The organism is Providencia manganoxydans (assembly GCF_016618195.1).
In the GTDB taxonomy this organism is placed as follows: domain Bacteria; phylum Pseudomonadota; class Gammaproteobacteria; order Enterobacterales; family Enterobacteriaceae; genus Providencia; species Providencia manganoxydans.
This window is the reverse complement of the sequence record NZ_CP067099.1, coordinates 3,521,859-3,547,553: the sequence shown is the minus strand read 5'-3', so window position 1 is coordinate 3,547,553 and position 25,695 is coordinate 3,521,859. Positions and strand designations below refer to the sequence as shown.

General features: G+C 42.2%; 19 protein-coding genes. 8 read left to right on the top strand and 11 right to left on the bottom strand.

Annotated elements, in window-relative coordinates; translation table 11 throughout:
• The first annotated feature begins 69 nt into the window (after positions 1-69).
• From cpdA to ftsP, 6 genes are all read left to right on the top strand, one after another.
• Positions 70-909, top strand: coding sequence for a 3',5'-cyclic-AMP phosphodiesterase (gene cpdA / locus JI723_RS16095; RefSeq protein WP_070928856.1), 840 nt, complete (start codon positions 70-72; stop codon positions 907-909).
• Entirely contained in the window at positions 909-1,496 is a 588-nt protein-coding gene (gene yqiA, locus JI723_RS16090) for an esterase YqiA (protein ID WP_272580678.1), read from the top strand. Before cpdA ends, yqiA begins: the two co-directional genes overlap by 1 nt.
• Positions 1,497-1,592: 96 nt before the next feature.
• Positions 1,593-3,488 (top strand): DNA topoisomerase IV subunit B, encoded by a 1,896-nt coding sequence (gene parE / locus JI723_RS16085; RefSeq protein WP_070928855.1) that lies wholly within the window; start codon positions 1,593-1,595, stop codon positions 3,486-3,488.
• A 40-nt stretch (positions 3,489-3,528) separates the two neighbouring features.
• Positions 3,529-5,787, top strand: coding sequence for a DNA topoisomerase IV subunit A (gene parC, locus JI723_RS16080; RefSeq protein WP_272580677.1), 2,259 nt, complete (start codon positions 3,529-3,531; stop codon positions 5,785-5,787).
• A gap of 52 nt (positions 5,788-5,839) precedes the next feature.
• Complete coding sequence (locus JI723_RS16075) at positions 5,840-6,574, top strand: 1-acylglycerol-3-phosphate O-acyltransferase (RefSeq protein ID WP_272580676.1); 735 nt, start codon at positions 5,840-5,842, stop codon at positions 6,572-6,574.
• A gap of 402 nt (positions 6,575-6,976) precedes the next feature.
• Positions 6,977-8,389 (top strand): cell division protein FtsP, encoded by a 1,413-nt coding sequence (ftsP, locus tag JI723_RS16070; RefSeq protein WP_272580675.1) that lies wholly within the window; start codon positions 6,977-6,979, stop codon positions 8,387-8,389.
• Positions 8,390-8,502: 113 nt separating this feature from the next.
• On the opposite strand, the gene JI723_RS16065 is transcribed toward ftsP, so the two are convergent.
• Positions 8,503-9,087 (bottom strand): DUF6630 family protein, encoded by a 585-nt coding sequence (locus tag JI723_RS16065; RefSeq protein ID WP_272580674.1) that lies wholly within the window; start codon positions 9,085-9,087, stop codon positions 8,503-8,505.
• A 342-nt stretch (positions 9,088-9,429) separates the two neighbouring features.
• Positions 9,430-10,044 carry a LysE family translocator gene (locus JI723_RS16060; RefSeq protein ID WP_272580673.1) on the bottom strand — a complete coding sequence of 205 codons (615 nt, stop codon included), beginning with the start codon at positions 10,042-10,044 and terminating at the stop codon, positions 9,430-9,432.
• A gap of 287 nt (positions 10,045-10,331) precedes the next feature.
• On the opposite strand from JI723_RS16060, the gene folA reads away from it, so the two are divergent.
• A complete protein-coding gene (gene folA / locus JI723_RS16055; RefSeq protein ID WP_070928850.1) occupies positions 10,332-10,835 on the top strand; it encodes a type 3 dihydrofolate reductase in 504 nt (167 codons plus the stop codon).
• A gap of 167 nt (positions 10,836-11,002) precedes the next feature.
• On the opposite strand, the gene apaH is transcribed toward folA, so the two are convergent.
• The 6 genes from apaH to lptD all read right to left on the bottom strand — a co-directional run bounded on the left by apaH (position 11,003) and on the right by lptD (position 17,933).
• On the bottom strand, positions 11,003-11,830 hold the full coding sequence (apaH, locus tag JI723_RS16050) for a bis(5'-nucleosyl)-tetraphosphatase (symmetrical) ApaH (RefSeq protein ID WP_272580672.1): 828 nt from the start codon (positions 11,828-11,830) through the stop codon (positions 11,003-11,005).
• A 2-nt stretch (positions 11,831-11,832) separates the two neighbouring features.
• Positions 11,833-12,210, bottom strand: coding sequence for a Co2+/Mg2+ efflux protein ApaG (gene apaG, locus JI723_RS16045; RefSeq protein ID WP_070928848.1), 378 nt, complete (start codon positions 12,208-12,210; stop codon positions 11,833-11,835).
• Positions 12,211-12,229: 19 nt separating this feature from the next.
• Entirely contained in the window at positions 12,230-13,039 is an 810-nt protein-coding gene (gene rsmA / locus JI723_RS16040) for a 16S rRNA (adenine(1518)-N(6)/adenine(1519)-N(6))-dimethyltransferase RsmA (protein ID WP_070928847.1), read from the bottom strand.
• Entirely contained in the window at positions 13,036-14,031 is a 996-nt protein-coding gene (gene pdxA / locus JI723_RS16035; RefSeq protein WP_272580671.1) for a 4-hydroxythreonine-4-phosphate dehydrogenase PdxA, read from the bottom strand. Before pdxA ends, rsmA begins: the two co-directional genes overlap by 4 nt.
• Entirely contained in the window at positions 14,012-15,331 is a 1,320-nt protein-coding gene (surA, locus tag JI723_RS16030) for a peptidylprolyl isomerase SurA (protein WP_070928845.1), read from the bottom strand. The genes pdxA and surA overlap by 20 nt, the downstream gene beginning before the upstream one ends.
• A 235-nt stretch (positions 15,332-15,566) precedes the next feature.
• On the bottom strand, positions 15,567-17,933 hold the full coding sequence (gene lptD, locus JI723_RS16025) for an LPS assembly protein LptD (protein WP_272580741.1): 2,367 nt from the start codon (positions 17,931-17,933) through the stop codon (positions 15,567-15,569).
• 180 nt (positions 17,934-18,113) lie between these two features.
• Between lptD and djlA the strand changes: the two genes are divergently transcribed.
• Positions 18,114-18,929, top strand: coding sequence for a co-chaperone DjlA (djlA, locus tag JI723_RS16020; protein WP_070928844.1), 816 nt, complete (start codon positions 18,114-18,116; stop codon positions 18,927-18,929).
• A 337-nt stretch (positions 18,930-19,266) separates the two neighbouring features.
• Here djlA and rluA read toward each other — a convergent pair whose 3' ends face one another.
• The 3 genes from rluA to JI723_RS16005 form a co-directional block, all read right to left on the bottom strand.
• Positions 19,267-19,920, bottom strand: coding sequence for a bifunctional tRNA pseudouridine(32) synthase/23S rRNA pseudouridine(746) synthase RluA (gene rluA, locus JI723_RS16015; protein ID WP_070928843.1), 654 nt, complete (start codon positions 19,918-19,920; stop codon positions 19,267-19,269).
• Positions 19,921-20,004: 84 nt separating this feature from the next.
• Complete coding sequence (gene rapA, locus JI723_RS16010; protein ID WP_070928842.1) at positions 20,005-22,911, bottom strand: RNA polymerase-associated protein RapA; 2,907 nt, start codon at positions 22,909-22,911, stop codon at positions 20,005-20,007.
• A 394-nt stretch (positions 22,912-23,305) separates the two neighbouring features.
• Positions 23,306-25,657, bottom strand: coding sequence for a DNA polymerase II (locus tag JI723_RS16005; protein WP_337979553.1), 2,352 nt, complete (start codon positions 25,655-25,657; stop codon positions 23,306-23,308).
• Positions 25,658-25,695 lie beyond the last annotated feature (38 nt).

The following is a 25,695-nucleotide window of genomic DNA, read 5'->3' as shown; positions in this document are numbered from 1 at the left end:
GACTAACGTTAGAATAGCGGTGTTTTTTTCTTTAGTGCTATTCATCTTTAATTGGAACAAGGAAAACTTTTGGACAGCCAGCTCGAAGTGACTGCTCGGAACGCGAAGGTAGTCAGAATTTTACAAATTACTGATACGCATCTCTTTGCTGATACAGCGAATACCCTATTGGGGATTAACACGCACCAAAGCTATCACGCTGTCCTTGATGCTATCTTACAACAAAATTTGCCTATTGATTTAATTGTCGCTACAGGGGATTTAGTTCAAGATCAATCGCCACAAGCTTATCAACACTTTGCTCAGGGTATTGAATTAATACCAGCGCCTTGCGTTTGGCTGCCGGGCAACCACGATTACCAACCTGCGATGGTTAATTCTTTAAAACTTGCAGGCATTTCTTGCGCTAAAGAAATTCTTATTGGTAGCGAATGGCAAATTTTGATGCTAGATAGTCAGCTACAAGATGTCCCACATGGCGAACTGTCTGAGCAGCAACTTGAGTGGATGAAAAAATGCTTAGATAGTCAACCGCAGCGAACAACGCTGATCATGCTGCATCATCATCCCTTACCATCGGGTTGTACATGGCTCGATCAACATAGCTTACGTAACTCCCATATGCTGGCTGAATATTTAAAAGGCTATCCACAAGTTAAGGCTATGCTTTGTGGTCATATTCATCAAGAAATGGATGAATATTGGAATGGAATTCGGTTACTAGCCACGCCATCTACTTGTGTTCAGTTTAAACCGCACTGCACAAATTTTGAATTAGATACGGTTGCGCCGGGTTGGCGTTATCTTGAATTAACGGTTGATGAACACGGTGATCGGCAAGTGAGTACACAAGTTTATCGTTTGAATACTCAAAAGTTTAGCCCTGATCTGGATTCGGATGGTTATTAATGGCGACGCTGCTCTATATTCATGGTTTTAACAGTTCACCTTTATCTGCAAAAGCTAATGGATTAAAACAGTGGGTCAAAGAACACTATCCACATATTAATATGGTGGTGCCGCAGTTGCCTTGCTATCCACAGCAGGCCGCTGTAATGTTAGAAGACATTATTGTACAGCATCAAGACGAGCCGATAGGGTTGGTAGGATCATCACTTGGTGGCTATTTTTCTATTTGGTTTTCACAGCGTTTTCAGTTGCCTGCGGTGGTTGTTAACCCAGCCGTGCGCCCGTTTGATCTGTTGCAAGATTACTTGGGTGAAAACACCAATCCATATACTGATGAAAAATATTTTCTTGAACCAAAACATATGCATGAGCTGAAAGCTTTGCATCTACCACAAATAACATCCCCTGATTTGATTTGGCTGTTACAGCAGGAAGGTGATGAAGTTCTTGATTATCGTCAGGCCGTTTCTTATTTGGCAAAATGCAAACAAACGGTTGAACCGTATGGCAACCATGCATTCGTTGGTTTCGAAGCTTACTTTCCTCAGATAATCCATTTCCTGAGATTGGCAGAAGAAATGAAATAATGCCAAAACCCATGTACACTGTTATTATCAACAGTAAATCACGGATTGAACGATTCAATTTGTTCAATTAATCACCTATTACCGCAGAATGACAACATGACTCAATCTAGTTATAACGCAGAGGCCATTGAAGTCCTCAGTGGTTTGGAACCTGTTCGCCGCCGTCCTGGTATGTATACAGACACCAGTCGGCCGAACCATTTAGCACAAGAAGTTATTGATAACAGCGTCGATGAAGCACTCGCAGGCCATGCAGGGCATATTGAGGTTATTTTACACCCAGATCACTCCCTTGAGGTGGTTGATGATGGGCGAGGAATGCCTGTTGATATTCACCCTGAAATGAAAGTGTCTGCGGTGGAGCTGATATTAGGGCAATTGCACGCGGGTGGTAAGTTTTCCAATAAAAACTATCAATTCTCTGGTGGTTTACATGGTGTAGGTATTTCCGTTGTTAATGCTTTATCTAAACGTATTGAAGTTACTGTGCGCCGTGATGGGCAAATTTACCAAATAGCTTTTGAAAATGGCGATAAAGTCGAAGATCTCCATGTGATTGGTACCTGTGGTAAGCGCAATACGGGGACCAGTGTGCATTTTTGGCCCGATGAAAGCTATTTTGATAATCCACGCTTTTCGGTCTCTCGGTTGGCCCATAACTTAAAAGCGAAAGCGGTTTTATGTCCTGGCGTGAAAATCACGTTTAAGGATCAACTCAATAATACAGAGCAAAGCTGGTGTTACACTGATGGGTTAACCGATTATTTGATGGAAGCGGTTAACGGTTTAGAACTGTTACCAGAGCAACCTTTTACGGGGGAGTTTTCTGGCGATACCGAAGCAGCCGAGTGGGCGCTGTTATGGTTACCTGAAGGTGGAGAACTGCTCACTGAAAGCTATGTTAACTTGATCCCGACAGCACAGGGTGGTACCCATGTTAATGGTCTACGCCAAGGGTTACTTGATGCGATGCGTGAGTTCTGTGAATTCCGCAATATTTTGCCTCGAGGGGTAAAATTATCTGCTGATGATATCTGGGAGCGCTGTGCTTATGTGCTGTCAGTTAAAATGCAAGACCCACAATTTGCGGGTCAAACCAAAGAACGTCTATCTTCTCGGCAGTGTGCCGCTTTCGTTTCTGGTGTCATTAAAGATGCTTTCAGCCTATGGTTAAACCAAAACGTTCAAGTTGCTGAACAGCTTGCTGAGATGGCAATTGCCAGTGCCCAGCGTCGTATGCGTGCCGCTAAAAAAGTGGTGCGTAAAAAACTGACTAGCGGCCCAGCTTTACCCGGGAAATTAGCCGATTGTAGCTCGCAAGATCTGAGTATGACTGAGTTATTTTTGGTGGAAGGGGATTCTGCTGGTGGCTCTGCAAAGCAGGCTCGTGACCGTGAATATCAGGCAATCATGCCTCTGCGCGGTAAAATTCTTAATACTTGGGAGGTTTCTTCCGATGAGGTGCTAGCCTCACAGGAAGTACATGATATCTCTGTTGCAATTGGTATGGATCCGGATAGTGAAGATCTTAGCCAGCTGCGTTATGGGAAGATCTGTATCCTTGCCGATGCTGACTCTGATGGGTTGCATATTGCCACGTTATTATGTGCATTATTTGTGCGCCATTTCCCTGCATTAGTGAAGGCAGGACATGTTTATATGGCAATGCCACCACTCTATCGCATTGATTTAGGGAAAGAGACTTTCTATGCGTTGGATGAAGGCGAAAAGAATGCCGTACTTGAAAGGCTCAGCCGTAAAAGAGGCAAACCAAACGTGCAACGTTTTAAAGGGTTGGGTGAGATGAACCCAATTCAGTTACGTGAAACCACGTTGGATCCGAATACACGCCGTCTTGTGCAGTTAACTATTGATGATGAAAACTACCAAGAAACGTTAGCGGTTATGGATATGCTTTTAGCGAAGAAACGCTCAGAAGATCGCCGTAATTGGCTGCAAGAAAAAGGCGATATGGCTGAAATTGAAGTTTAGTCTTCATCACGCGATCAAAAAACAGTAAGGAATGTATTGAATGAGTGAAATTACTCATGACGGCGTAGAGCGCTTACCCCTCCACGCCTTTACTGAGAGTGCCTATCTTAACTATTCGATGTACGTCATCATGGATAGGGCGTTACCGTTTATTGGTGATGGGCTAAAGCCTGTCCAGCGTCGTATTGTTTATGCAATGTCCGAATTAGGCTTAAGCAATACCGCGAAGTATAAAAAATCGGCTAGAACTGTGGGTGATGTGCTAGGTAAATATCACCCACATGGTGATAGCGCATGTTATGAAGCTATGGTCTTGATGGCTCAGCCGTTTTCTTATCGTTATCCATTGGTTGACGGTCAAGGGAACTGGGGGGCACCTGATGATCCTAAATCCTTTGCTGCGATGCGTTATACCGAATCGCGGTTATCAAAGTATGCTGAAGTTTTATTGAGTGAGCTTGCTCATGGAACGGTGGATTGGATCCCTAACTTTGATGGCACATTAAATGAACCCAAAATGTTGCCAGCACGTTTGCCGAATATTTTGCTGAATGGAACAACAGGTATCGCTGTTGGGATGGCAACGGATATTCCTCCACACAATGCGCGTGAAGTGGCTCAAGCTCTCGTGGCTTTGTTGGAGAAACCGACGTTATCACTTGATGATATTATGGCATATGTACCGGGGCCTGATTACCCAACTGAAGCAGAAATTATTTCTTCGAAGGATGATATTCGTAAAATTTATCAAAATGGTCGCGGTTCTGTACGTATGCGTGCCGTTTGGGAAAAAGAAGACGGCAATGCGGTGATCACTGCACTGCCTCATCAAGTGTCTGGTGCAAAAGTGTTAGAGCAAATCGCCAGCCAGATGCGAGCGAAAAAATTGCCAATGGTTGATGATTTGCGCGATGAATCAGATCACGAAAATCCAACTCGTTTAGTGATTGTACCGCGTAGTAATCGTGTTGATCTCGAACAAGTGATGACGCATTTGTTTGCAACAACAGATCTTGAGAAAAGTTACCGTGTTAACTTAAACATGATTGGCCTTGATAACCGTCCGGCAGTGAAAGGGTTAGTTGAAATACTCAATGAATGGATCGTTTATCGTCGCCAAACTGTGCGTAATCGCCTTAATCACCGCTTAGAAAAAGTCTTAAGACGTTTGCATATTCTAGATGGTTTATTAATTGCTTATCTTAATATTGATGAAGTGATTGAAATCATCCGTACTGAAGATGAGCCTAAGCCTGTGTTGATGGAACGTTTTGCTATCACCGATACGCAAGCTGAAGCCATCTTAGAGCTAAAATTACGTCACTTAGCAAAACTCGAAGAAATGAAAATTCGTGGCGAGCAAGACGAATTAGCGAAAGAACGTGATGAGTTACAAGGTATTTTAGGCTCTGAGCGTAAACTGAATAACTTGATCAAAAAAGAAATTCAGGCAGATGCGAAAGCATATGGCGATGATCGTCGTTCACCACTGCATGAACGTGAAGAAGCTAAGGCATTGAGTGAACATGAAATTTTACCTTCAGAGCCTGTCACTGTTGTGTTGTCTGAAATGGGGTGGGTGCGCAGTGCTAAAGGTCATGATATCGAGCCATCGAATCTGAATTATAAGGCCGGTGATAATTTCAAAGGTGCTGCTCGTGGTAAGACAAACCAACCAGCGGTGTTCCTTGATACCACTGGGCGTAGCTACTCGGTTGATCCATTAGAATTACCTTCTGCACGTAGCCAAGGAGAGCCACTGACAGGTCGTCTGTCATTGCCACCGGGAGCGACTGTTGAGCATGTATTGATGGCTCAAGATGAGCAAAAATACTTGATGGCCTCAGATGCAGGTTATGGTTTTATTTGTACATTTAATGATTTAGTAACGAAAAATAAAACCGGTAAAGCTCTGATTAACTTGCCTGATAATGCCAAAATCTTAGCGCCGATAGAGCTTAATAATGAGCAGGAAGACATGTTACTAGCCATTACTAAGGCTGGGCGCATGTTAATGTTCCCTGTTGCTGATTTACCTCAGCTATCGAAAGGGAAAGGCAATAAAATTATCAATATCACCGGCGCACAAGCGGCTAGTGGTGAAGACTTATTGGTTTGGTTATTAGTGCTACCAGCTCAATCTTCAATCACGTTATATTTCGGTAAACGGAAGCTTAAATTTAAGGCTGAAGAGTTGCAGAAATACCGTGCAGAGCGCGGGCGTCGAGGTACCTCATTACCTCGAGGATTACATAATATTGAACGTATCGAAGTTGAACCTGCTGATACAGCACAGTAATTAATTGATAATAGCTAGAAACTACTTATTTTTAGACGGAACAGAGGTCACTATGTTAGCGCTTATTCGTACCATTATTGTGATTATTTATACGATATTGGTGTGTGTTGGTGGGGCGATTTATTGTTTATTTAGCCCACGTAATCCAAAACATGTGATGACATTTGGTCACATGTTTGGCCGCTTATCGGTCGTATTTGGTATTAAAATTGTTAATCGTGTTCCTGAGAAAGCGAAGAAATATGGACCGAGTATCTATATTGGGAACCATCAAAATAATTATGATATGGTAACAATGTCAAATGGTGTTGTACCAAGAACGGTAACTGTAGGTAAAAAGAGCCTAGTGTTAATCCCTTTTTTCGGTTTTCTGTATTGGATCACCGGAAATATTTTAATCGACAGGGCTAACCGTTCTAAAGCACATAACACGATTTCACAAGTTGCCGAACAAATTAAAAAACATCAAATTTCAGTGTGGATGTTCCCTGAAGGAACGCGTAGTCGTGGGCGTGGATTATTACCTTTCAAAACAGGGGCATTTCATGCAGCAATCGCCGCTGGTGTACCTATCGTACCTGTTTGTGTTTCGAGTACGCAAGGGCGAATTAAACTGAATCGTTGGAACAATGGTCACGTTATTATTGAGATGTTAGAGCCAATAGACACTAAAAATTATTCACGCGATCAAGTCAGGGAGCTCGCGCAACATTGCCATGATCTAATGGAAGCAAAGATCAAAGAACTTGATGCGGAAGTTGCTGAAATGGATAAGCAAAAGAATTAATATTTTTTACCTCTATTGATACTCTAAATAATTCGAGGTGCAGCGAGGCAACAAGCGAACGACGTCAACAACGCTGCAACTTGAAGTATGACGAGTGTATCCCCCATTTTTAGCGAAAGTGAATGAATGGGGGAGATCCTGCTATTTACCTGTCTAATATTGTTCAGCGCTGTCATTTTTGACTATTAAATTTTGTTTATCGGCATAGATATTTTTAGGGTTTACTCTGATTTCGCGATATTATTACACCTAAAATTTGCCATTTTGTACTCTAAATAATTCGAGGCGTTACGATTATCACTAGGTAACGTGCTGCGACTTAGAACATGACAAATATATTGGCTTTTATTAAGCAACTCTAATAATAACAAACGCTGCTGTTTTTAATGTAGTGGAGAATTTATGTCATTCAGTCGGTGCCGATCCCTGCTTATTGCTGGGTTGGCTTTATGTTTGGTAAATACACCGAACAGTGCTCTAGCAAGTGGTAACGGTAAAATACCACTCCCAGTTCCACCATTATTAGAATCCCGATCTGGCCAGCCGTTATTTTTGACGTTACAAAAAATACATTGGTCTTTTGATGGAAAATACTCTGCGGATGTTTGGGGGGTTAATGGCTCCTACCCAGGCCCGACAGTGAAAGTCAAGAATGGTGATGATATCAAGTTAATCTATAGTAATAGATTACCTGATCCTGTTTCTATGACGATTAGTGGCTTACAAGTACCGGGTACTCAGATGGGAGGAGCTGCAAGGCTTATTTCTTCAGGTGCGGACTGGTCACCGGTGATCCCCATTCGTCAGCCAGCAGCAACCCTTTGGTACCATGCCAATACTGAAGGAAAAATGGGCTCGCAAATCTACAATGGTTTATTAGGAATGTGGATCATTGAAGATGATTCGAACAAAAATCTCAGGTTGCCAAAACATTATGGTGTTGATGACTTCCCTGTCATTATCCAAGATAAACGTTTAGATAATTTTGGTGTGCCTGAATATCAAGCCAATGAAGACGGTTTTTTAGGGGATACGTTAATTGTAAATGGCGTTCAAGACCCATATGTTGAAGTCTCTCGTGGCTGGATCCGTCTGCGTTTATTGAATGCATCCAACTCCCGACGTTATGTGATGAAAATTAGTGATGGGCGACCATTTGCGATGATAGCGTCAGATCAAGGGTTATTAACTGCACCAGTGAGTATTCCTGAACTCTCATTGGCTCCGGGTGAACGTCGTGAAGTCTTGATTGATATGACGAAAACGGAAGAGGTCACCATTACGGCGGGCGAATCCGCTTCCTTCATAGATAGAATGAAGAGTTTATTCGAGCCATCATCAACTTTGATATCAACTAACGTGTTAACGATCAGAGCGACAGGACTTATGTCATTGGTGACCGATGACCTACCGACTCAGTTAGTGGAAGACAAAACGCAAATTACTTCCTCTATCCGTAATCGCGATATTCATTTGAATGAGCCGTATGGGATCAATAATGCGACGAAAGATACCCGTCGTATTGATTTATCTAGCCAGCAAGGAGCTTGGGAACGCTGGGCTGTAACCAGTAATGTGCCGCAATCTTTTCATATTGAAGGGGTACGTTTCAAGGTGATTAATCGTAATGGTCAGCAGACTCCAGCGGAGGATTTTGGTTGGAAAGATACTGTTTGGGTCGATGGAAAAACTGAATTGCTCGTGCAAATGATGCAGCCATCTTATGATCACTTCCCATTTTTGTTCTATAGCCACAATTTAGAGAAGGCGGATTTAGGATCGGTGGGGCAATTGGTTGTTGCGCCAGAAGATTAAGTTCATGGTATGACAGGTTCATTTATGAAGGTGGCTATCTATTAAGGATGATTAAAGATAGCCACCTAGAAGCATCGATTAGTTGAGAGAGCCAATCCGTATCTGAAAAAAATTTAGTTTGGAATGAAATCTATCAGACTACTCTCTTCAAACAAAGGGGCGTGTTCAAGGCTAGTAATAAAAATAGGAAATGAGTCATAATCTACAGGTAAGACACCCATTTTATAATTATATTCAGCCATAACTTTTTGTAATAAACTAAATTTATTAGCAAAATAGTCAGTTGAGCTATCAAATTGTTGGTTATCTAATTCACTGGTCTCAATGTATTTATTCATTCTAGCGTGTACTTCGTGAGTTTCAAATGAAGGACTCATTTTATTCAGACGTTGTGCTAAAAACGAACTTAGTTGATCATCATCCTCTTCTCCACGCCAGTCAATATCAATAACGACATTGTTTGCATAACAGAAAATATCAAAAAGTAATCGTAGTTTGTCTTCTTCTTCTTGATCCTCATCGAAAATATCTTCTAGTGCAGAATAGTTAGAGTATTTGTCATCTTCTAATAATTCATCTGGGTGGTTAATTGCTTTTTGTAACATGGATTGCCACTCAGCTTGTTCAGCTGTTGTTAACAAAATAGTAGAGAGCTTATTTATTTCATTTTCATCGCAAAAGGAAGTGTTTTCACTCATAATAAGTCCTATATTTGGATTTTAATCTTATTTTATTGTGATTATATAGTAATGGTAGTGTTTTATATAGTGTTAACAATGGTGCTAGTTTAAATGAAATCTTACATTTAATGAGCTGAACTATGGTGAATGATTAGGGTGAGGCAGTAACTTATAATAAGTGAAACACTGTATCTGTATAATGATCAAAATGTCCTTTTGGTTACTGGAGAAGAACGTAGAAGGTTACAATGTAGAGTGTGATGACGTTTATGACTTTAATCCGTATTGACTACCATGAGCGTTTAGGCAACACGGATTTCTGATTTATTGACTATGTATTCTCTCGTTGGGGAATAGAAATTAGCTTAATGCAACGCGGATCCCAAAAGCGACTAGGACGACCCCCAGTATTTTATCCACATATTTTTGCACTTTTGCTAAGCCTTTTCTAACGGGGGCACTTTGGATTAAGCAAACCAATAATGGCCAGTAAATAGCGGCTAATCCCCAAATAATAAAGGCAATCCACAGCTTTTCACCAAAAGTTGAATCAACACTCAATACTTGGGTAAATACGGCGAGAAAGAATAACGTCGCCTTTGGGTTAAGTACGTTGCATAAGAACCCTTGCATAAAGGCTTTTTTAAATGTGACGACTTCGTGCTGGGTGTGGTTTAAATCAATTTGTTGCCCTTTGTTTGGCATTAAGCTTTTTATACCTATCCAAATCAAATAGGCGGCACCTGCATATTTTAAAATATTAAATAGCCAAGGTGTTGTTGTGATAAGTACTGCTAATCCTGCAACACAGTAGGACATATGCAAGGCAACGGCACTAATTACTCCCATTGCTGTCATAAGAGCGGCGGAGCGCTGGTAACGAGCCGCATTTTTGATAATCAGAAAGAAATCAGGCCCTGGAGATAACATACCTAGTGTCGCAATGGTTGCGATAAGTATTGAGGTTTCGTACATTATTGTCCTTACTCGTTATACTTCAAGTTTGAAATAGGGTGGTTATATTTATGTGTTGTGCGCTCGTCAAAATTATTCACAACATAAAACTTTTTGTCTAGCGGGAAGAGCTAGTTAGTTAATGTATCTAAAGCTAATTGTTTTTAAATGTTATTTTTAGTCGGTTTGCTCACTACATGAGTATAAATTAATAATCGCTTTTTAAGGAAGATTAAATTTAGTCGACGAAGCTTTTCTCTTTACGTATAGTGAGCACAAAATTGTATATTAGCCTCTAAGGTGACTAGATGAATATTAGTTTAATCGCAGCGATGGCGATTGACCAAGTTATCGGTATGGAAAAATCGATGCCTTGGAATTTACCAGGTGATTTAGCATGGTTTAAACGTAATACGTTAAATAAACCAGTCATAATGGGACGAGTGACTTATGAGTCAATTGGACGTCCGCTTCCACAGCGAGTAAATATTGTTTTAAGTAGTAGACCTGGCACAGATAATGATGTTATCTGGGTTTCTTCTGTTGAAGAAGCTTTAGCAGCAGCGAAACAGGTACGGGATGACGCTGATGATCATGAAGTCATCGTGATTGGTGGCGGTAAGGTTTATCAACAGTTTTTACCTCTAGCAAGCAAGCTATATTTAACGCATGTTGATGCTGAAGTGATTGGTGATACTCATTTCCCAATCTATGAACCTGATGAATGGGATTCAGTATTTACAGAATATCACGAGGCAGATGAAAATAATTCCCATGGTTATTGTTTCGAAATATTAACCAAAAGAATTTAATCTTAATAAAAATTAAGAACGGAGCAACTTGCTCCGTTTTTTATTATCAGCCTAGGATGTTATCGCTTTAAATTGTAATTAAAAAAATGAACTTAATGGAGTTAATTATTTTTATTACTTTTAAATAAGACGTTTTAATATAAGTTTATCGACCTAAAAAACATAAATTAATCTTTATGGCGCTTTTGTCGTGATTTCTGATGATAATATTGCTTAGATTCCCAATGAAATAACGTTAGGTTTCCTCCCCAGCAGCAACCTGTATCTAATCCATAGACATTTTCAGGTGTATATTTTCCTTCTAGCGAAGCCCAGTGACCAAAAAAGATAGCATAGCCATCAGGTAATTGGTTAGGTAGGGCAAACCAAGGTTTTAACGGAGAAGGCGCTTTGGCTGGACTCTCTTTGCAAATCATATCGAGTTGACCATGAGGAAAGCAATAACGCATACGGGTTAATGCATTAGTGCTAAAGCGTAGTCTTGGCAGTCCCATTAAGCTCTCAGACCAATTATTGGGCATATCACCATACATGGCATCAATGAATAATGGGTAAGCATCACTAGAGAGAACTGATTCAACTTCTCGTGCACACATGCGAGCTGTATCCAGATCCCACTGTGGGGTCACTCCTGCATGGGCCATGATGATTTTCTTTTCTTCATCAACTTGCAGTAGTGGCTGGCGTCGCAGCCAATTAATTAATTCGTCTGCATCGGGAGCATTGAGTAACTCATCAAGATGATCTTTAGGTTTATTGCGACTGATTTTGCAGTAAATACCCAAAAGATGCAGATCGTGGTTACCGAGTACTAAACGTACAGATGAACCAAGGCTTTTAACATAACGAAGCACTTGTAATGATTCAGGGCCGCGGGCAACAAGATCACCCGTGAGCCATAATGTGTCTTTTTCAGGTTCAAAATTAACTTGTTCTAGCAACGCACGCAATTCGTAATAACAACCGTGCACATCACCAATAAGATATGTAGACATAATTAATTAATCAAAGTAGGTAAAGCAAGGCGGAATGCAGGGATATCAACATGAAAGTGTTCCCCTCGGCCGTTTAGCATGACGTAATAGCCTTCCATTGTTCCCATCGGGGTTTCTAAGATAGCGCCACTCGTATAACGATAGACGGATCCAGGCTGGATAATAGGCTGCTCGCCAACGACGCCTTCACCTTGCACTTCAGTTTTATGACCATCACTGTTAGTGATGAGCCAATAACGGCTCATTAACTGAATGGCTTCTCTACCTAAGTTTCGAATAGATATGGTATAAGCAAAAACATACCGATTTATCTCAGGTTGAGACTGGCTGACAATATAGACACTCTGTACTTGGATGCTCACATTCGGTTCGTTAAGCATAGTGCCTCCTTTTCAACTCTTATTTAGGCAAATTTGCTAAGAAGTTTGCCATTTTACAATAAGCTGCAACGGAAATATTTTCAGCGCGAGTGCCAGGATCGATACCAAGCTCTGTCAGCTGTTCAACACTAAGTAAATCACCAAGGCTATTGCGGATGGTTTTACGGCGTTGGTTAAATGCTTGCGTCGTAATACGGCTGAGCATTTTGATATCTTCTAGCTGATAAGGGTTCTCGCGGTGAGGGATAAGTCTAACAACGGCTGAATCAACTTTCGGTGGTGGAGCAAAAGCCGTTGGTGGGACTTCGAGAACAGGAACCACTTGGCAATAATATTGTGCCATAACACTTAAACGGCCATAAGCTTTACTGCCGGGCCCTGCGACTAAGCGATTGACGACTTCTTTTTGCAGCATGAAGTTCATATCTGCAATTGAATTAGTGAACGTAAACAGATGAAACATTAATGGCGTTGAAATGTTATAAGGCAAGTTGCCAAAAACACGCAAAGGTTGACCCGCCTGTTTAGCTAGTTCACCGAAATCCACCGTCATCGCATCTTGCTGGATAATAGTGAGCTTATCTTTCAACTGAGGATGAACATGCAGGCGTGCAGCGAGATCGCGGTCGAGCTCGACAACCGTCATTTTGTCCATTCTACTACCAACGGGTTCGGTTAATGCACCTAGGCCTGGGCCAATCTCTACGATGGCTTGGCCAGGCTGCGGATGCATTGCATCAACAATACTGTCGATAATAAATTGGTCAGTTAAAAAGTTCTGCCCGAAACGTTTGCGGGCAAGATGCCCTTGGTGGACTCGATTATTCATGAATTCTTATATGTCATTTGGATAGCTAACTTCAATGCGGTAATAAAGCTCCCCGCATCAGCACGACCCGTACCAGCTAACTCTAGCGCAGTGCCATGGTCAACAGAAGTACGGATGAAAGGCAGACCTAACGTAATGTTCACGGCTCTACCAAAACCTTGGTATTTTAACACAGGAAGACCCTGATCGTGATACATTGCAAGCACGGCATCTGCATCATCTAAATATTTGGGTTGAAATAGGGTATCGGCAGGCAATGGTCCAACCAAATTAATCCCTTCAGCACGCAGGTTTTCAAGAGCAGGGATGATAGTATCAATTTCTTCCATTCCCATATGACCACCTTCACCTGCATGTGGATTTAAGCCACATACATAGATATTGGGTGAATCAATGCCAAACTTAGTACGTAAATCATGATTTAAGATGGTAATGACTTCACGTAAGCTTTGTTGGGTGATCGCCGCAGAAACATCTTTCAATGGCAAATGGGTGGTTGCTAACGCAACGCGTAGTTCTTCAGTTGCCAACATCATGACGACGCGCTGGCAATGGCTTCTATCTGCAAAGAACTCAGTGTGTCCACTGAATGGAACACCTGCGTCATTAATGACACCTTTATGTACCGGTCCGGTCACAAGCGCAGAAAATTCACCGTTTAAACAGCCATCACATGCTCTTGCTAAGGTCTCAGTGACATAGCTGCCATTATCAACGTTTAAAACACCTGCCTTAACAGAAGCATTTAAGGTAACAGGGAGAATAGAGAGACTTCCAGGATCTTGAGCGTCGTGTCCGCTATCTGGCGCATAGGTTTTTAATGATAGAGGGAGGTTCAGCTGTTTAGCGCGTGTAAGGAGCAATTCAGGATCAGCACAAGCAACCAGCTCTACAGGCCAAAACTCTTGAGCGAGCTGGATTAGGAGGTCTGGACCTACCCCGGCAGGCTCGCCGGGGGTGATCACAATGGGTTTATTGAGATTTTTCGTCATTAGATTGGTTATCACGTCCATCGATGACATTTACGTATGCCGCAGCACGTTGTTCTTGGGTCCAACTTTGTGCTTCTTCGTTGAACTTACGGTTGAACAATAAACGATAAGCTTGATCTTTTTGTGCTGCATCAGTTTTATCGACATTACGCGTGTCTTCTAACTGAATTAAGTGCCAGCCGAAGTTGGAACGAACAGGCTGGCTGATTTCACCTTTATTCAATTTCATTAGTGCATCACGGAAAGCGGGATCATAAACATCAGGCATATTCCAACCTAGCTCTCCACCTTTGAGTGCGCTCCCCGGATCTTCAGAAAGCTCTTTCGCGGCATCTTCAAATGAGGTTTTGCCATTACGGATATCTTGTGAAACTTGAACCAATTTTTGTCTTGCTTGGTTATCATCCATAATGGGGGATGATTTCAACAGAATATGACGCGCTTTGACTTCAGTGACTGAAATGGTTTTATTGGCGCTATCGATGTCGTTAACACGTAGAATGTGGTAACCGACGCCAGAGCGGATTGGGCCAACAATGTCATCTTTTTTCGCATTTTTCAGTTGTTCAGCGAATACAACAGGAAGCTCTTGTAGACGAGACCAACCCATGTTGCCGCCTTTTAGCGCTTGTGGATCTGCTGAGTAGGCGATAGCCAGTTTGCCAAAGTTACCGCCTTTTTTCAGCTCATCCATAATTTTTGTAACAATAGCATCTGCTTGTTGTAGCTGCTCTTGCGTTGGATTTTCTGGCAATGGAATAAGTATATGGCTTAAGTTGACGTTTGCTTCGTAGTCAGCTTGACTGCTGATTTGTTTTGCCAGTGATTCAACTTCTTGCGGCAAAATCGTCACACGACGGCGAACTTCGTTATTACGTACTTCAGCGATCAGCATTTCTTTACGGATTTCGCTACGATATTTTGCCATATCGATGCCATCCGCTTTTAAACGCGCTTGCATTTGTTCATAGGTTAAACCATTTTGACGTGCAATATCCGCAATTGTTGAGTTAACAGCTTCTTCAGGGATATTGATTTGCATTTGGCTAGCCATCTGTAACATGATGTTATCAGTAATCAAACGCTCAAGGATCTGATGACGGAGTGTTTGGTCATCAGGCACTTGTTGCCCTGCATTGCGTGCATTCAATTTTACCGTGTTCAGCATATTCTGGACGTCACTTTCCAGCACAACTCCGTTATTGACAACAGCAGCAACTTTATCCATTTGCTGTGGTGCAGCCAATGCTGTGGAGCTTGCAAACATCAGTCCCAGAATAAGCGTTTTCCAATTCTTCATAATGGTCCTATTTATTGATTTAGGTTCCGCCCAAGGCAGGTTAATCGTCCTTTTGTACTGCTGCTCTTGCTGATGTGAGAGAGCTAGCAGTACAAATAATTATGTATACTCGTCATATTTCTAGATGCAGGGTTGTTGACTGCGCTATGCTTGCCGAGTCACATAGTTCATCTATGCTCCCCGTCTATCTTCGCTTGTCGCCTACCTGCATCTCGAATTATTTAGAGTAAATTTATCAGAAAGCACGCTGATAAGGCATGATACCTTGTTTCAGCATTTCCTGACTACCTAAACTATGATTGTTATTTAGGCCTCTAAGTTCCACATTGAATGACCATTTATTGTCATATTCGCTGTTGAATTTATCTTTTTCCCAGCCGACAATTTTGCGTTCGTAGCCAACATTAAACGCCCAACAGCAAGTATTGTATTGTAAACCAACCAGTTGGCTGGCGGATTGCTGCTGTTTCGTATCATAGTAGTAAGAGCCAACGAAGCCCCAACGTTCACTTAATGGCCAACTTAATACAGCGCCGACTTGTGATATACCTTGTTGGTATTCAGGTAGTGTATATGTGTAACCACCAGATTCATCACGGCGGAATGTGGCTTGAATATAGTCACGGTCAACAAAACGGTAGTTTAACTGTAACAAGCGATCGGCATCAATACGATACTCTGTAACCGCATTCCCCATGGTAACGTTACCTAAGCGACGATCGTATTGCAGACCTCCACGTATACCCCATTTATCATTGATGCGCCAGTAAGAATCTGTCGCCCACAGTAAGGAGCCAGTATTACTTTTATCATCAATTTGTAGGCTGGAGTTACCTGCGCGTGGACGCTCTAGATAATAAATTTGTCCTACGGAGAAGTTAAAGCGTTCAGTTAACGTTTCATCATAAACACGCGTTGTTACACCGGTGGTGAACTGGTTTGCTGAAGCAACACGGTCAAGACCACTGTAGATGCGGTCACGGAATAAACCGTTGTAGTCTGATTGCAGCAGTGCGGAGTCGTAGTTATTGATGTTGTCCTGATCTTTATAAGGAATATACAGATACTGAACACGCGGTTCTAATGTTTGAATAAAATCACTGCCTTCGAGTAGGTTACGTTCAAAGACAACTTTTGCGTCACTTTTGAACATAGGCAAAACTCGGGTGACATTTTTTTCTAAGCTAGTGTTTTTATTTGTTTTAGGGATATCCTGATCATAATGCGTTGCCAGCAACTTGAAACTGTTGTTCATATTCGCCCAGCCGTTTGAGAGCGGTAAGCTCAGTTCTGGCTCGATATGCAGACGGGTCGCATCAGGATTATTTTTGCCTACGCTAGTAAAGCGAGCAGCTTGAGCATAGGTATGTAAATCAAAGGCCCCTAAATTGTTTTTATAGTAGTTAAAATCTAACTGTGGCTCAGCTTTATAGGCACGGCGATTTGGATCATCGACAAAAATTTGGAATTGCTTATGCGTTAAAGTGGCATTCCAGTTTTCCGCAGAATAGCCAGTGCCAAATTTTTGCGTTGCATAGCCATCGGTGGTACTACCGTATTGGGAACTAAAGTCGGTAAAGTATTGGCGGTCACTGACCTTGGTGTAGTCAACATTAAAGTTCCAATGTTGGGCATAGGTGCCCGAATGACGCCAGTAGAATAACCAACGATCATCGCTCTCACGTGCATCACGTTTCTTACGATCTTTATCTTTAATATAGGCTCGGTCGTGGTTGATAAAGTCAAAGGCGAGTGTACCTGTGCCTGGTGCTATTAAGTAACGGAACTCGTTATTCAGTTTAACACCACGGTGAGTCATAAACTGTGGTGTGATCGTCGCATCGTAGTTTGGTGCGATATTCCAATAATAAGGTAGAGAGAACTCTAACCCATCGTTATTAGAATAGCTTCCTGTTGGAATTAAGAAACCTGAACGACGCTTACTGCCAATAGGCAGTTGCATATATGGGCTATAGAACACAGGGACATTGCCAAGACGGAATCGAGCATGCCAGATCTCAGCAACTTCTTCTTCTCGGTCAATGATAACTTCAGAGCCTGCAACACTCCAACTGTCGTTACCCGGTAAACAGGTGGTAAAGGTACCGTTTTCCATAATGGAATAGCGGTTTTCACCACGCATTTTCATTTTTTTCGCGTCACCACGTCCCTGACGACCTACCATCATGTAGTTACCATCATTAACATCAGTATTTTTATTATTCAAGTTAGACCAAGCTGAAGGGCCTTTGAGAATAATTTGTGGATCATCGTAATGTACGTTACCCGTCGCGGTGACCTCACGGATTGGATCAACACTATCAGGGTTGGTTTGCGTTAATTTTACATTGTCAGCAGTTAATGTTTGATTGCCTTGCTGAATGTCAACATCACCGCTGTATTCAACAAAGTTTGGATACTCGCCTTGAACATCCTCCGCAGTGATACGAATTGGCAAATCTTTGGGATCGCCCTTAACCAGCGGTTTATCATAAACCGGGACGCCCAGCATACATTGTGCTGCAAGATCAGCATGTGCTTGCTGACTATAAATTGCCGCCCATACCATGGTGGCAAGTAGTGTTGGATAGCTTTTTTTCATCATTAAATATGCGGTTCCGTCGTAATTGGCATAGCCGGCAACGCTCAAAGACTAACTTAGCCAACCACATTGCGCCAGTATAATGTAAGAAACTTTACGCGCTTGTAGTTATGCACCGAGCAGAATGGGTAGTATGATAATGCAAAATTGCATTCTGAGCATTGAAGAATTGAGGGATATATGCACTATTGGGGTAAAATTATCGGTGTTGTACTGGCAATTGTCTCTGGTTTGGGCTTTTGGGGCGCACTGATTGGTTTAATTTTAGGCCATGGATTTGATAAAGCATCGGCTCAACGCAAATTTGCCGGTGGGATGAATAAACGTGATCGTCAGGCGATATTTTTTGCTAGTACATTCCAAATTTTGGGGCATTTAACCAAGTCAAAAGGCCGTGTAACCGAGACAGATATTCAGTTAGCGTCGAATTTGATGGATAGAATGCAACTGCACGGAGAAACGCGTAAAGCTGCTCAACAAGCGTTTAGAGAGGGGAAGGCACCTGATTTCCCATTACGTGATGTCCTTAAACAATTACGTATGGCGTGTTATGGCCGTTTTGACCTGATTCAGATGTTTCTGGAAATTCAATTACAGGCAGCATTTGCAGATGGCAACTTACATCCAAATGAAAGAAAAGTCCTGTTTATCATTGCCGAAGAATTAGGAATATCAAAAAGCCAATTTGAGCAATTCTTGGATATGATCCAAGGTGGTCGCCAATTTGGACAAGGTTATTCTCAGCAACAATCGGGTGGCTATTACCAACAATCAAGTGGGCCAACCCTTGAAGATGCTTGCAAAGTACTTGGTGTTTCAATTAATGATGAACCCACTAAGATTAAACGGGCCTATCGCAAACTTATGAGTGAGCACCACCCGGATAAGTTGATCGCTAAAGGGCTACCGCCTGAAATGATGGAGATTGCGAAGCAAAAAGCCCAATCAATCCAAGCGGCTTATGACCTAGTTAAACGCGAGCGCGGCTTCAAATAATTTTTCCTCGTCATATTTCATGCCGTAGCGTTGTTGGCTTCACTTAGTTACCCGAATCACATACTTATGTATGCCCATCGAGATAACTTTCGTTTGCCGCCTAGCTACAGCATGAACTATTTAGAGGAAACTCGAGTGTGTATTTGAATAGAAAACAAAAAAATAACATAAGGTTATAGTTTGGCTGCGACATGCATTGTTTAGAGGAAACTCGAGTGATGCTTGGATAAAAAGCGAACAGCGAAAAGCAAAAAGCAAAAAGCGAAAAGCGAAAAGCAAAAAGCCTGACCATAGTATTGATGCTACTATGATCAGGCTTTTTTATTCAATTGAATGATTAAAAATCAGGCTGGCAAGTAAAATGCATTGGTGTGCCGTAGGCTGGGTGAGTGATGTATAGCTCTTGAGCATGTAGCTGTAAGCGAGGTGCGAGGGCTAGTGCTTGTTGGTGAGCGTAAAATCGATCTCCTAATATTGGATGGCCTATTGCTAACATATGCACGCGTAATTGATGTGAGCGGCCGGTGATTGGAGATAGCTTGACACGGGTAGCTTGCTCTTCATATTCCAAAACCAGATACTCTGTTTGTGCTGATTTACCCGTTTCGAAGCAGACCTTCTGTTTTGGGCGATTAGGCCAGTCGCAGATAAGTGGTAAGTCAACCAATCCTTCTGATTTTTCTAAATGACCCCAAACGCGGGCAATATAATGCTTCTTAGGCTCTCTATCACGAAATTGACGCTTTAATTCACGCTCTGCGGGTTTGTTAAGAGCGACGACCATTACGCCACTGGTGGCCATATCTAAGCGATGCACAGATTCAGCATTTGGATGATCGCGTTGTATGCGGCTCATAATGCTGTCATGGTGCTCAGGTGCTTTGCCGGGAACGGACAGTAACCCACTCGGTTTATTGACCGCGATGATGTGTTCATCTTGATATAGAATGTGTAACCATGGGTCAATTGGGGGATGGTAGGGTTCCATCATGAGAAATCGCGCTCCTGAAAAATAAATTCTCCCTCGATTGAGGGAGAAATAAACAACAATTTTAAGCCAATTAAAACAGTTTGACTATTGGTGAGTGACAACCACAAGGCGAATGGCATCAAGGCGCCATGTTGCTTGCTCAATATTAGTCAGTAATTGTTTGCGCTCTTCTTCGATCACATCCAGTTCTTCATCACGAATATTTGGGTTTACTGCTTTCAGTGCTTCTAATCGTGATAATTCAAGCGTGAGTGCCTTATCTGCCGCTTCTTTAGCGTTAGCAATCAAGATATCGGCTTCTTTCTGTACCATAGGTTCAGAAAGTTTTAGCACTGAGTGAACTTCGTTTTGTACTGCATTCACTAGCTTGCTCGCCATATGACGGTTGATCGCATTAAGCTGACGGTTAAAGCTTTCGAACTCAACTTGTGAAGAAAGATTATTACCTTTCAAATCGATTAATAAACGAATTGGGGTTGCAGGTAAGAAACGACTAATTTGTAAGTTCTTAGGTGCTTGAGCCTCAAGGACATAAACCAATTCAGTCAGTAAGGTACCAACGGGTAATGCTTTGTTTTTCAACAAGGAAACTGCACAGCTACCCGTATCACCTGATAACACTAAATCCAAACCATTACGTATGATAGGGTGTTCCCAACTAATGAATTGGGTGTCTTCACGGGATAACGCCTGCTCACGATCGAAAGTAATAGTGCAGCCATCTTGGGGGAGACCTGGAAAATCAGGAACTAACATGTGATCAGATGGTGTTAAAATAAGCAGGTTATCGCTCTTATCTTCCTGATTAATACCAACAATATCAAACAAGTTGAGTGCAAAATTGACCAGTTCTGTATCGTTGTCTTCAGCGCCAATCGTTTCAGCTAATTGAACGCCTGATTCACCACCATTAGAGTGCATTTCAAGCAGTCGGTCACGACCTTGTTCAAGCTGTGCTTTCAATGCTTCATGCTCTTCACGACAAGTTTTCAAAAACTCTTCAAAACCATCCGTTACCGTAGGCTCTGCCATATATTGCAGAAGCTGTTGGTAATATTTGTCATAAATGGTGCGTCCGGTTGGGCAAGTATGCTCAAAAGCATCTAGACCTTCATGATACCAACGCAATAGTACTGCTTGTGCGGTATGTTCTAAGTAAGGGACGCTCAGTACGATATCGCGTGTTTGACCAATACGGTCAAGTCGACCAATTCGTTGTTCTAGCAAGTCCGGATTGAACGGTAAATCAAACATAACTAGCTGGTTAGCAAACTGGAAGTTACGTCCTTCAGAACCAATTTCAGAGCAAAGTAGTACTTGTGCGCCATCTTCTTGAGATGCGAAGTAAGCTGCTGCACGGTCACGTTCTAAGAGTGATAAACCTTCATGGAATACTGCCGCACGGATCCCTTCACGTTCACGCAGTACTTGCTCTAGTTGTAGTGCAGTCGCAGCTTTTGCGCAGATCACCAGCACTTTTTCGTTACGATTGGCCATTAAGTAGCCCATAAGCCACTCAACACGAGGATCAAAGTTCCACCAAGTGGCGTTTTCACCTTCGAATTCTTGATAAATTTGCTCTGGATAAAGCAGTTCTTTCGCACGCGTTTCGAGATCTTTTTTCGTCCCCATAATACCCGCGACTTTAATTGCCGTTTGGTATTGGGTTGGCAAAGGCATTTTCAGTGAATGCAATTCACGATGTGGGAAGCCTTTAACGCCATTACGAGTATTCCTAAATAGTAGGCGGCTAGTACCGTGCCTATCCATTAGCATACTGATCAACTCTTGACGGGCAGCGATACCATCTTCACTTTCAACATTTGCAGCTTTCAGTAATGGTTCAATATCCTGCTCTTTAATCAAATCATTGAGTAAGTTTTGCTGGTCGTTAGTCAGTTTATTACCCGAGAGTAATAATGATACTGCATCGGCAATAGGGCGGTAGTTTGATTGCTCATCAAGAAATTCTTGATAATCGTGAAAACGATTAGGATCAAGTAGGCGTAAACGTGCAAAATGGCTTTCTTGTCCAAGTTGCTCAGGCGTTGCGGTTAACAATAGAACAGATGGTACACTTTCAGCCAAGGTTTCAATAACTTGATATTCACGGCTAGGGGCGGCTTCACTCCATTGTAAATGGTGAGCCTCATCGACAACCATCATGTCCCAACCCGCTTCGACGAGTTGGTCAAAACGTTGTTTGTTGCGGCGAACAAAATCTAAAGAGCACAGTACCAGTTGCTCAGTTTCAAATGGATTGTCGCTATCGTGTAGTGCTTCGCTGTAGCGACTATCGTCAAACAGTGAGAAACGCAAATTAAAGCGGCGTAGCATTTCAACGAGCCATTGATGCTGTAAGCTTTCAGGAACAATGATTAATACGCGCTCCGCACGACCCGCCATCAGTTGTTGATGGATAATCATACCTGCTTCGATAGTTTTTCCTAAACCGACCTCATCCGCCAGTAGCACCCGAGGGTGATGACGCTTGCCGACTTCGTTGGCAATGTGCAATTGGTGAGGAATTAAACTAGCACGAATGCCTCGTAAACCTGTTGCCTGATGCTTGACTTGTTCGCTTTGGAATTTACGTGCGCGATAACGTAGTGCAAAGCGATCCATGCGGTCAATTTGACCGGCAAATAAGCGATCTTGTGGCTTATTGAAGGTTAGTTTGCTATCGAGAAAGACCTCTCTCAGATTAACATCCTGCTCTTGTGTATCGAGGCGCGTACCACAATAAGTGAGTAATCCGTTATCTTCATTAACGCTCTCGACTTGTAGCTGCCAGCCTTCATGGCTTGTAATGGTATCACCTTCGTTAAACATCACACGGGTGATGGGGGCATCATTGCGTGAGTAAAGTCGGTTTTCACCACTGGCGGGAAAAAGTAAAGTCACCATTCGGGCATCAATAGCCACAACGGCGCCTAATCCGAGTTCGCTTTCTGTATCGCTGATCCAGCGCTGACCAAGAGTAAATGGCATAGGTTTAACTCAGTTCCATAATTTTGATAGTTTATTTTTAGACTGTTGCAGGCAAATCATTTCATTGCCTTCACCCTGTGTTGGAAAATAAGAGTGTTAATTTTTGTCGTTGCCGGAGTGACAACGATTACTCAGTATCCCGCAGATTTTGTGCAGTAAAGAAGTGCGAGATATCAAAGGGGCGATATATTAATTCAAGCGAGGCTTATCGTCACCTGTTAAAAAAACAACAACACATAAGGAATTCTATTATTTTTGTAGGATCATCGAATATGTTGTTTTCTTTGATATCAACAATAGATAAATCCAATCACTGTTTATTATAACACTTGACTCGTAACTCACTATTGTAGCAAAAAATCGCACAAAATTTAAGCCTAGTTGAGCATCATTATCAAAATAATAAAGTAATTTGCCCAGTTAACAGCGTATCAAAATCTTCTTGTAAAAAAGGTAAAATAGCATCAGCAATTGGCTTTATTTGTTTCAAAATATAATGTTCGTAATCCGGAGTTGCGGTAATAATCTCTAGTGGCTCTGGCCCTGCAAGTGTGATGATATAGCTTATCCAACCGCCATTTTGATACTGCTGAGGGCGCTGTTGCTTTAAATTGTACTCATCTGCTTGGCGAGCGGCTCTGACATGTGGGGGCACATTGCGTTGATAGTCCGATAGCTTACGGCGTAAGCGTTTACGATAAACAAGGCGGTCGTCATATTCACCATTACGAATGGATTGGACATATTCACGAATAAATTCACGGTATGGTTGACGATGAAAAATTCGTGTATACAGCTCTTTTTGAAAGTACTGTGCCAGTGGTGTCCAATCAGAGCGGATAGTTTCTAAGCCGCGAAATACCATTTTTTCACCGCTGAGCCCTGCATAGCGCTTTTTACTGCCAGATTCTGAACCACGGATTGTTGGCATTAAAAAACGCCGATAGTGGGTTTCAAATTCGAGTTCTAACACACCTTCTAGTTGCCATTCGTCTTGTAAATGCTGTTTCCACCAATTATTCACATAATCACGTAGTTCGAAGCCAATTTTTTGAGCTTGTTCCTCACTGTGAGCTTCTTTTAGCCACACAAATGTTGAATCGGTATCGCCATAAATCACTTGATAACCTTGGGACTCAATCAGCTCTTTAGTGATTTTCATGATTTCATGACCACGCATCGTAATTGATGTAGTAAGACGAGGATCAAAAAAGCGGCACCCTTCAGCCCCCAGTACACCAGCAAAAGCGTTCATAATAATTTTTAATGCCTGCGAGAGCGGGGCATTATTTTCTTTTTTGGCTTTATCACGGCCTTGCCAGATATGGCTGACAATATCTGGCAAGCAGTGCACTGTGCGCGAAAACCATGCATTGCGAAAACCTGAAACAGAATGCTGTTTTTCGGGGTGGGCTAGTCCTTCGATCATCCCTGCGGGATCAATTAAAAATGTGCGAATAATTGAGGGATACAAACTTTTATAGTCGAGCACCAGTACAGAGTCATATAAACCGGGTTGCGAATCCATTACAAAACCACCTGGGTTATGCTGTAATTTTTGCTCTGTAAGGTTTGGAGCGACAAAACCTAAACGATGTAACCGAGGTATATATAAGTGTGAAAACGCCGCGACTGAGCCTCCCATGCGATCGACAACTAGCCCCGTTACGGTAGCACGCTCTTGCAGGAAAGCCATCAAATCGGTTTTTTCAAAAATGCGATGGACTAAAATACAGTCCTGAATATTGTAATGAGCAAGTGCGGGTTTATCGTATTGAAAGCGGCGATTGATCTCATCCATGCGATCATAAGGGCTATCAATGGCTTTGCCTTCACCTAATAAAGTTTGGGCAACAGCTTCAAGGCTAAAAGAAGGGAAATTCCACGTGGCGGCTTTTAACGCATCAATGCCATCAATAATCAAACGACCTTCGGCAGATGCGAAAAATACCCCTTGTTTGAAGCCATGTTCACGCCATTCTAATTTTTTACCTTGGCGACCAAATAATAGCGGTATGCCATAACGCTCCGCATGTTTCTGTAGCACATTTAAGTCGAATTGGATCAAATTCCAACCAATAATTGCATCGGGATCATATTGCTGTATCCATTGATTAAGTTTATCCAGCAATTGTGGTCGACTACTGACATAAACTAAGCGATGCGCATCGGTGAGCGCTGGACCTTGCTCAGGCCCCAACATAAATACGACATCATCACCACAGCCAGATAAGCCTATTGAATATAATTCGCCATGTTGGCTGGTTTCGATATCTAAAGAGACCGCTTTAATCGTTGGACGATAATTTTCACATGGTTTGAGTAGATATTCCCCTTGTTGATTACGTGAAAACCAAACGGGCGCAGTAATAAAGCGCTCCATAAGATAACGTTCACATGGGCGAATATCGGTTTCAAGTAATGAGATACCCAACTCTAGGCAATTTTTATCTAAATTCTGGAGCTGTCGATATTGGGGGCTATAAATCGCATAAACTTTTTCACGTTGAAAATCTCTTAACTCAATAGGCCGATAAGCCATATTAGCTTGCCCATCAAGTAAATGTTTGACTTTTGGTAATAACGATTGAGGGATAAACGCAACGGCTTGTTGATAGGGAACAGTGACTTTACGTGGGCCATTATCTGTGATCAGCCAATAACTGACTTCAACGCCTTGGCGAGTATCTCTCCAATGGCGGCTAATAATGAAGCCTTTTTCAGCGGGGGACATAAATTGGGGCATAGCTGGCTCGCATAAAAATCAACGAACCTACTATACGA

What these genes read in the sequence shown, in the direction of transcription:
- JI723_RS16060 (WP_272580673.1), bottom strand. Translation starts at nt 10,044, where the DNA reads ATGTACGAAACCTCAATACTTATCGCAACCATTGCGACACTAGGTATG.
- parE (WP_070928855.1), top strand. Translation starts at nt 1,593, where the DNA reads ATGACTCAATCTAGTTATAACGCAGAGGCCATTGAAGTCCTCAGTGGT.
- surA (WP_070928845.1), bottom strand. Translation starts at nt 15,331, where the DNA reads ATGAAGAATTGGAAAACGCTTATTCTGGGACTGATGTTTGCAAGCTCC.
- rsmA (WP_070928847.1), bottom strand. Translation starts at nt 13,039, where the DNA reads ATGAATAATCGAGTCCACCAAGGGCATCTTGCCCGCAAACGTTTCGGG.
- rapA (WP_070928842.1), bottom strand. Translation starts at nt 22,911, where the DNA reads ATGCCATTTACTCTTGGTCAGCGCTGGATCAGCGATACAGAAAGCGAA.
- JI723_RS16075 (WP_272580676.1), top strand. Translation starts at nt 5,840, where the DNA reads ATGTTAGCGCTTATTCGTACCATTATTGTGATTATTTATACGATATTG.
- parC (WP_272580677.1), top strand. Translation starts at nt 3,529, where the DNA reads ATGAGTGAAATTACTCATGACGGCGTAGAGCGCTTACCCCTCCACGCC.
- ftsP (WP_272580675.1), top strand. Translation starts at nt 6,977, where the DNA reads ATGTCATTCAGTCGGTGCCGATCCCTGCTTATTGCTGGGTTGGCTTTA.
- apaH (WP_272580672.1), bottom strand. Translation starts at nt 11,830, where the DNA reads ATGTCTACATATCTTATTGGTGATGTGCACGGTTGTTATTACGAATTG.
- JI723_RS16065 (WP_272580674.1), bottom strand. Translation starts at nt 9,087, where the DNA reads ATGAGTGAAAACACTTCCTTTTGCGATGAAAATGAAATAAATAAGCTC.
- pdxA (WP_272580671.1), bottom strand. Translation starts at nt 14,031, where the DNA reads ATGACGAAAAATCTCAATAAACCCATTGTGATCACCCCCGGCGAGCCT.
- JI723_RS16005 (WP_337979553.1), bottom strand. Translation starts at nt 25,657, where the DNA reads ATGCCCCAATTTATGTCCCCCGCTGAAAAAGGCTTCATTATTAGCCGC.
- yqiA (WP_272580678.1), top strand. Translation starts at nt 909, where the DNA reads ATGGCGACGCTGCTCTATATTCATGGTTTTAACAGTTCACCTTTATCT.
- rluA (WP_070928843.1), bottom strand. Translation starts at nt 19,920, where the DNA reads ATGATGGAACCCTACCATCCCCCAATTGACCCATGGTTACACATTCTA.
- apaG (WP_070928848.1), bottom strand. Translation starts at nt 12,210, where the DNA reads ATGCTTAACGAACCGAATGTGAGCATCCAAGTACAGAGTGTCTATATT.
- djlA (WP_070928844.1), top strand. Translation starts at nt 18,114, where the DNA reads ATGCACTATTGGGGTAAAATTATCGGTGTTGTACTGGCAATTGTCTCT.
- folA (WP_070928850.1), top strand. Translation starts at nt 10,332, where the DNA reads ATGAATATTAGTTTAATCGCAGCGATGGCGATTGACCAAGTTATCGGT.
- lptD (WP_272580741.1), bottom strand. Translation starts at nt 17,933, where the DNA reads ATGAAAAAAAGCTATCCAACACTACTTGCCACCATGGTATGGGCGGCA.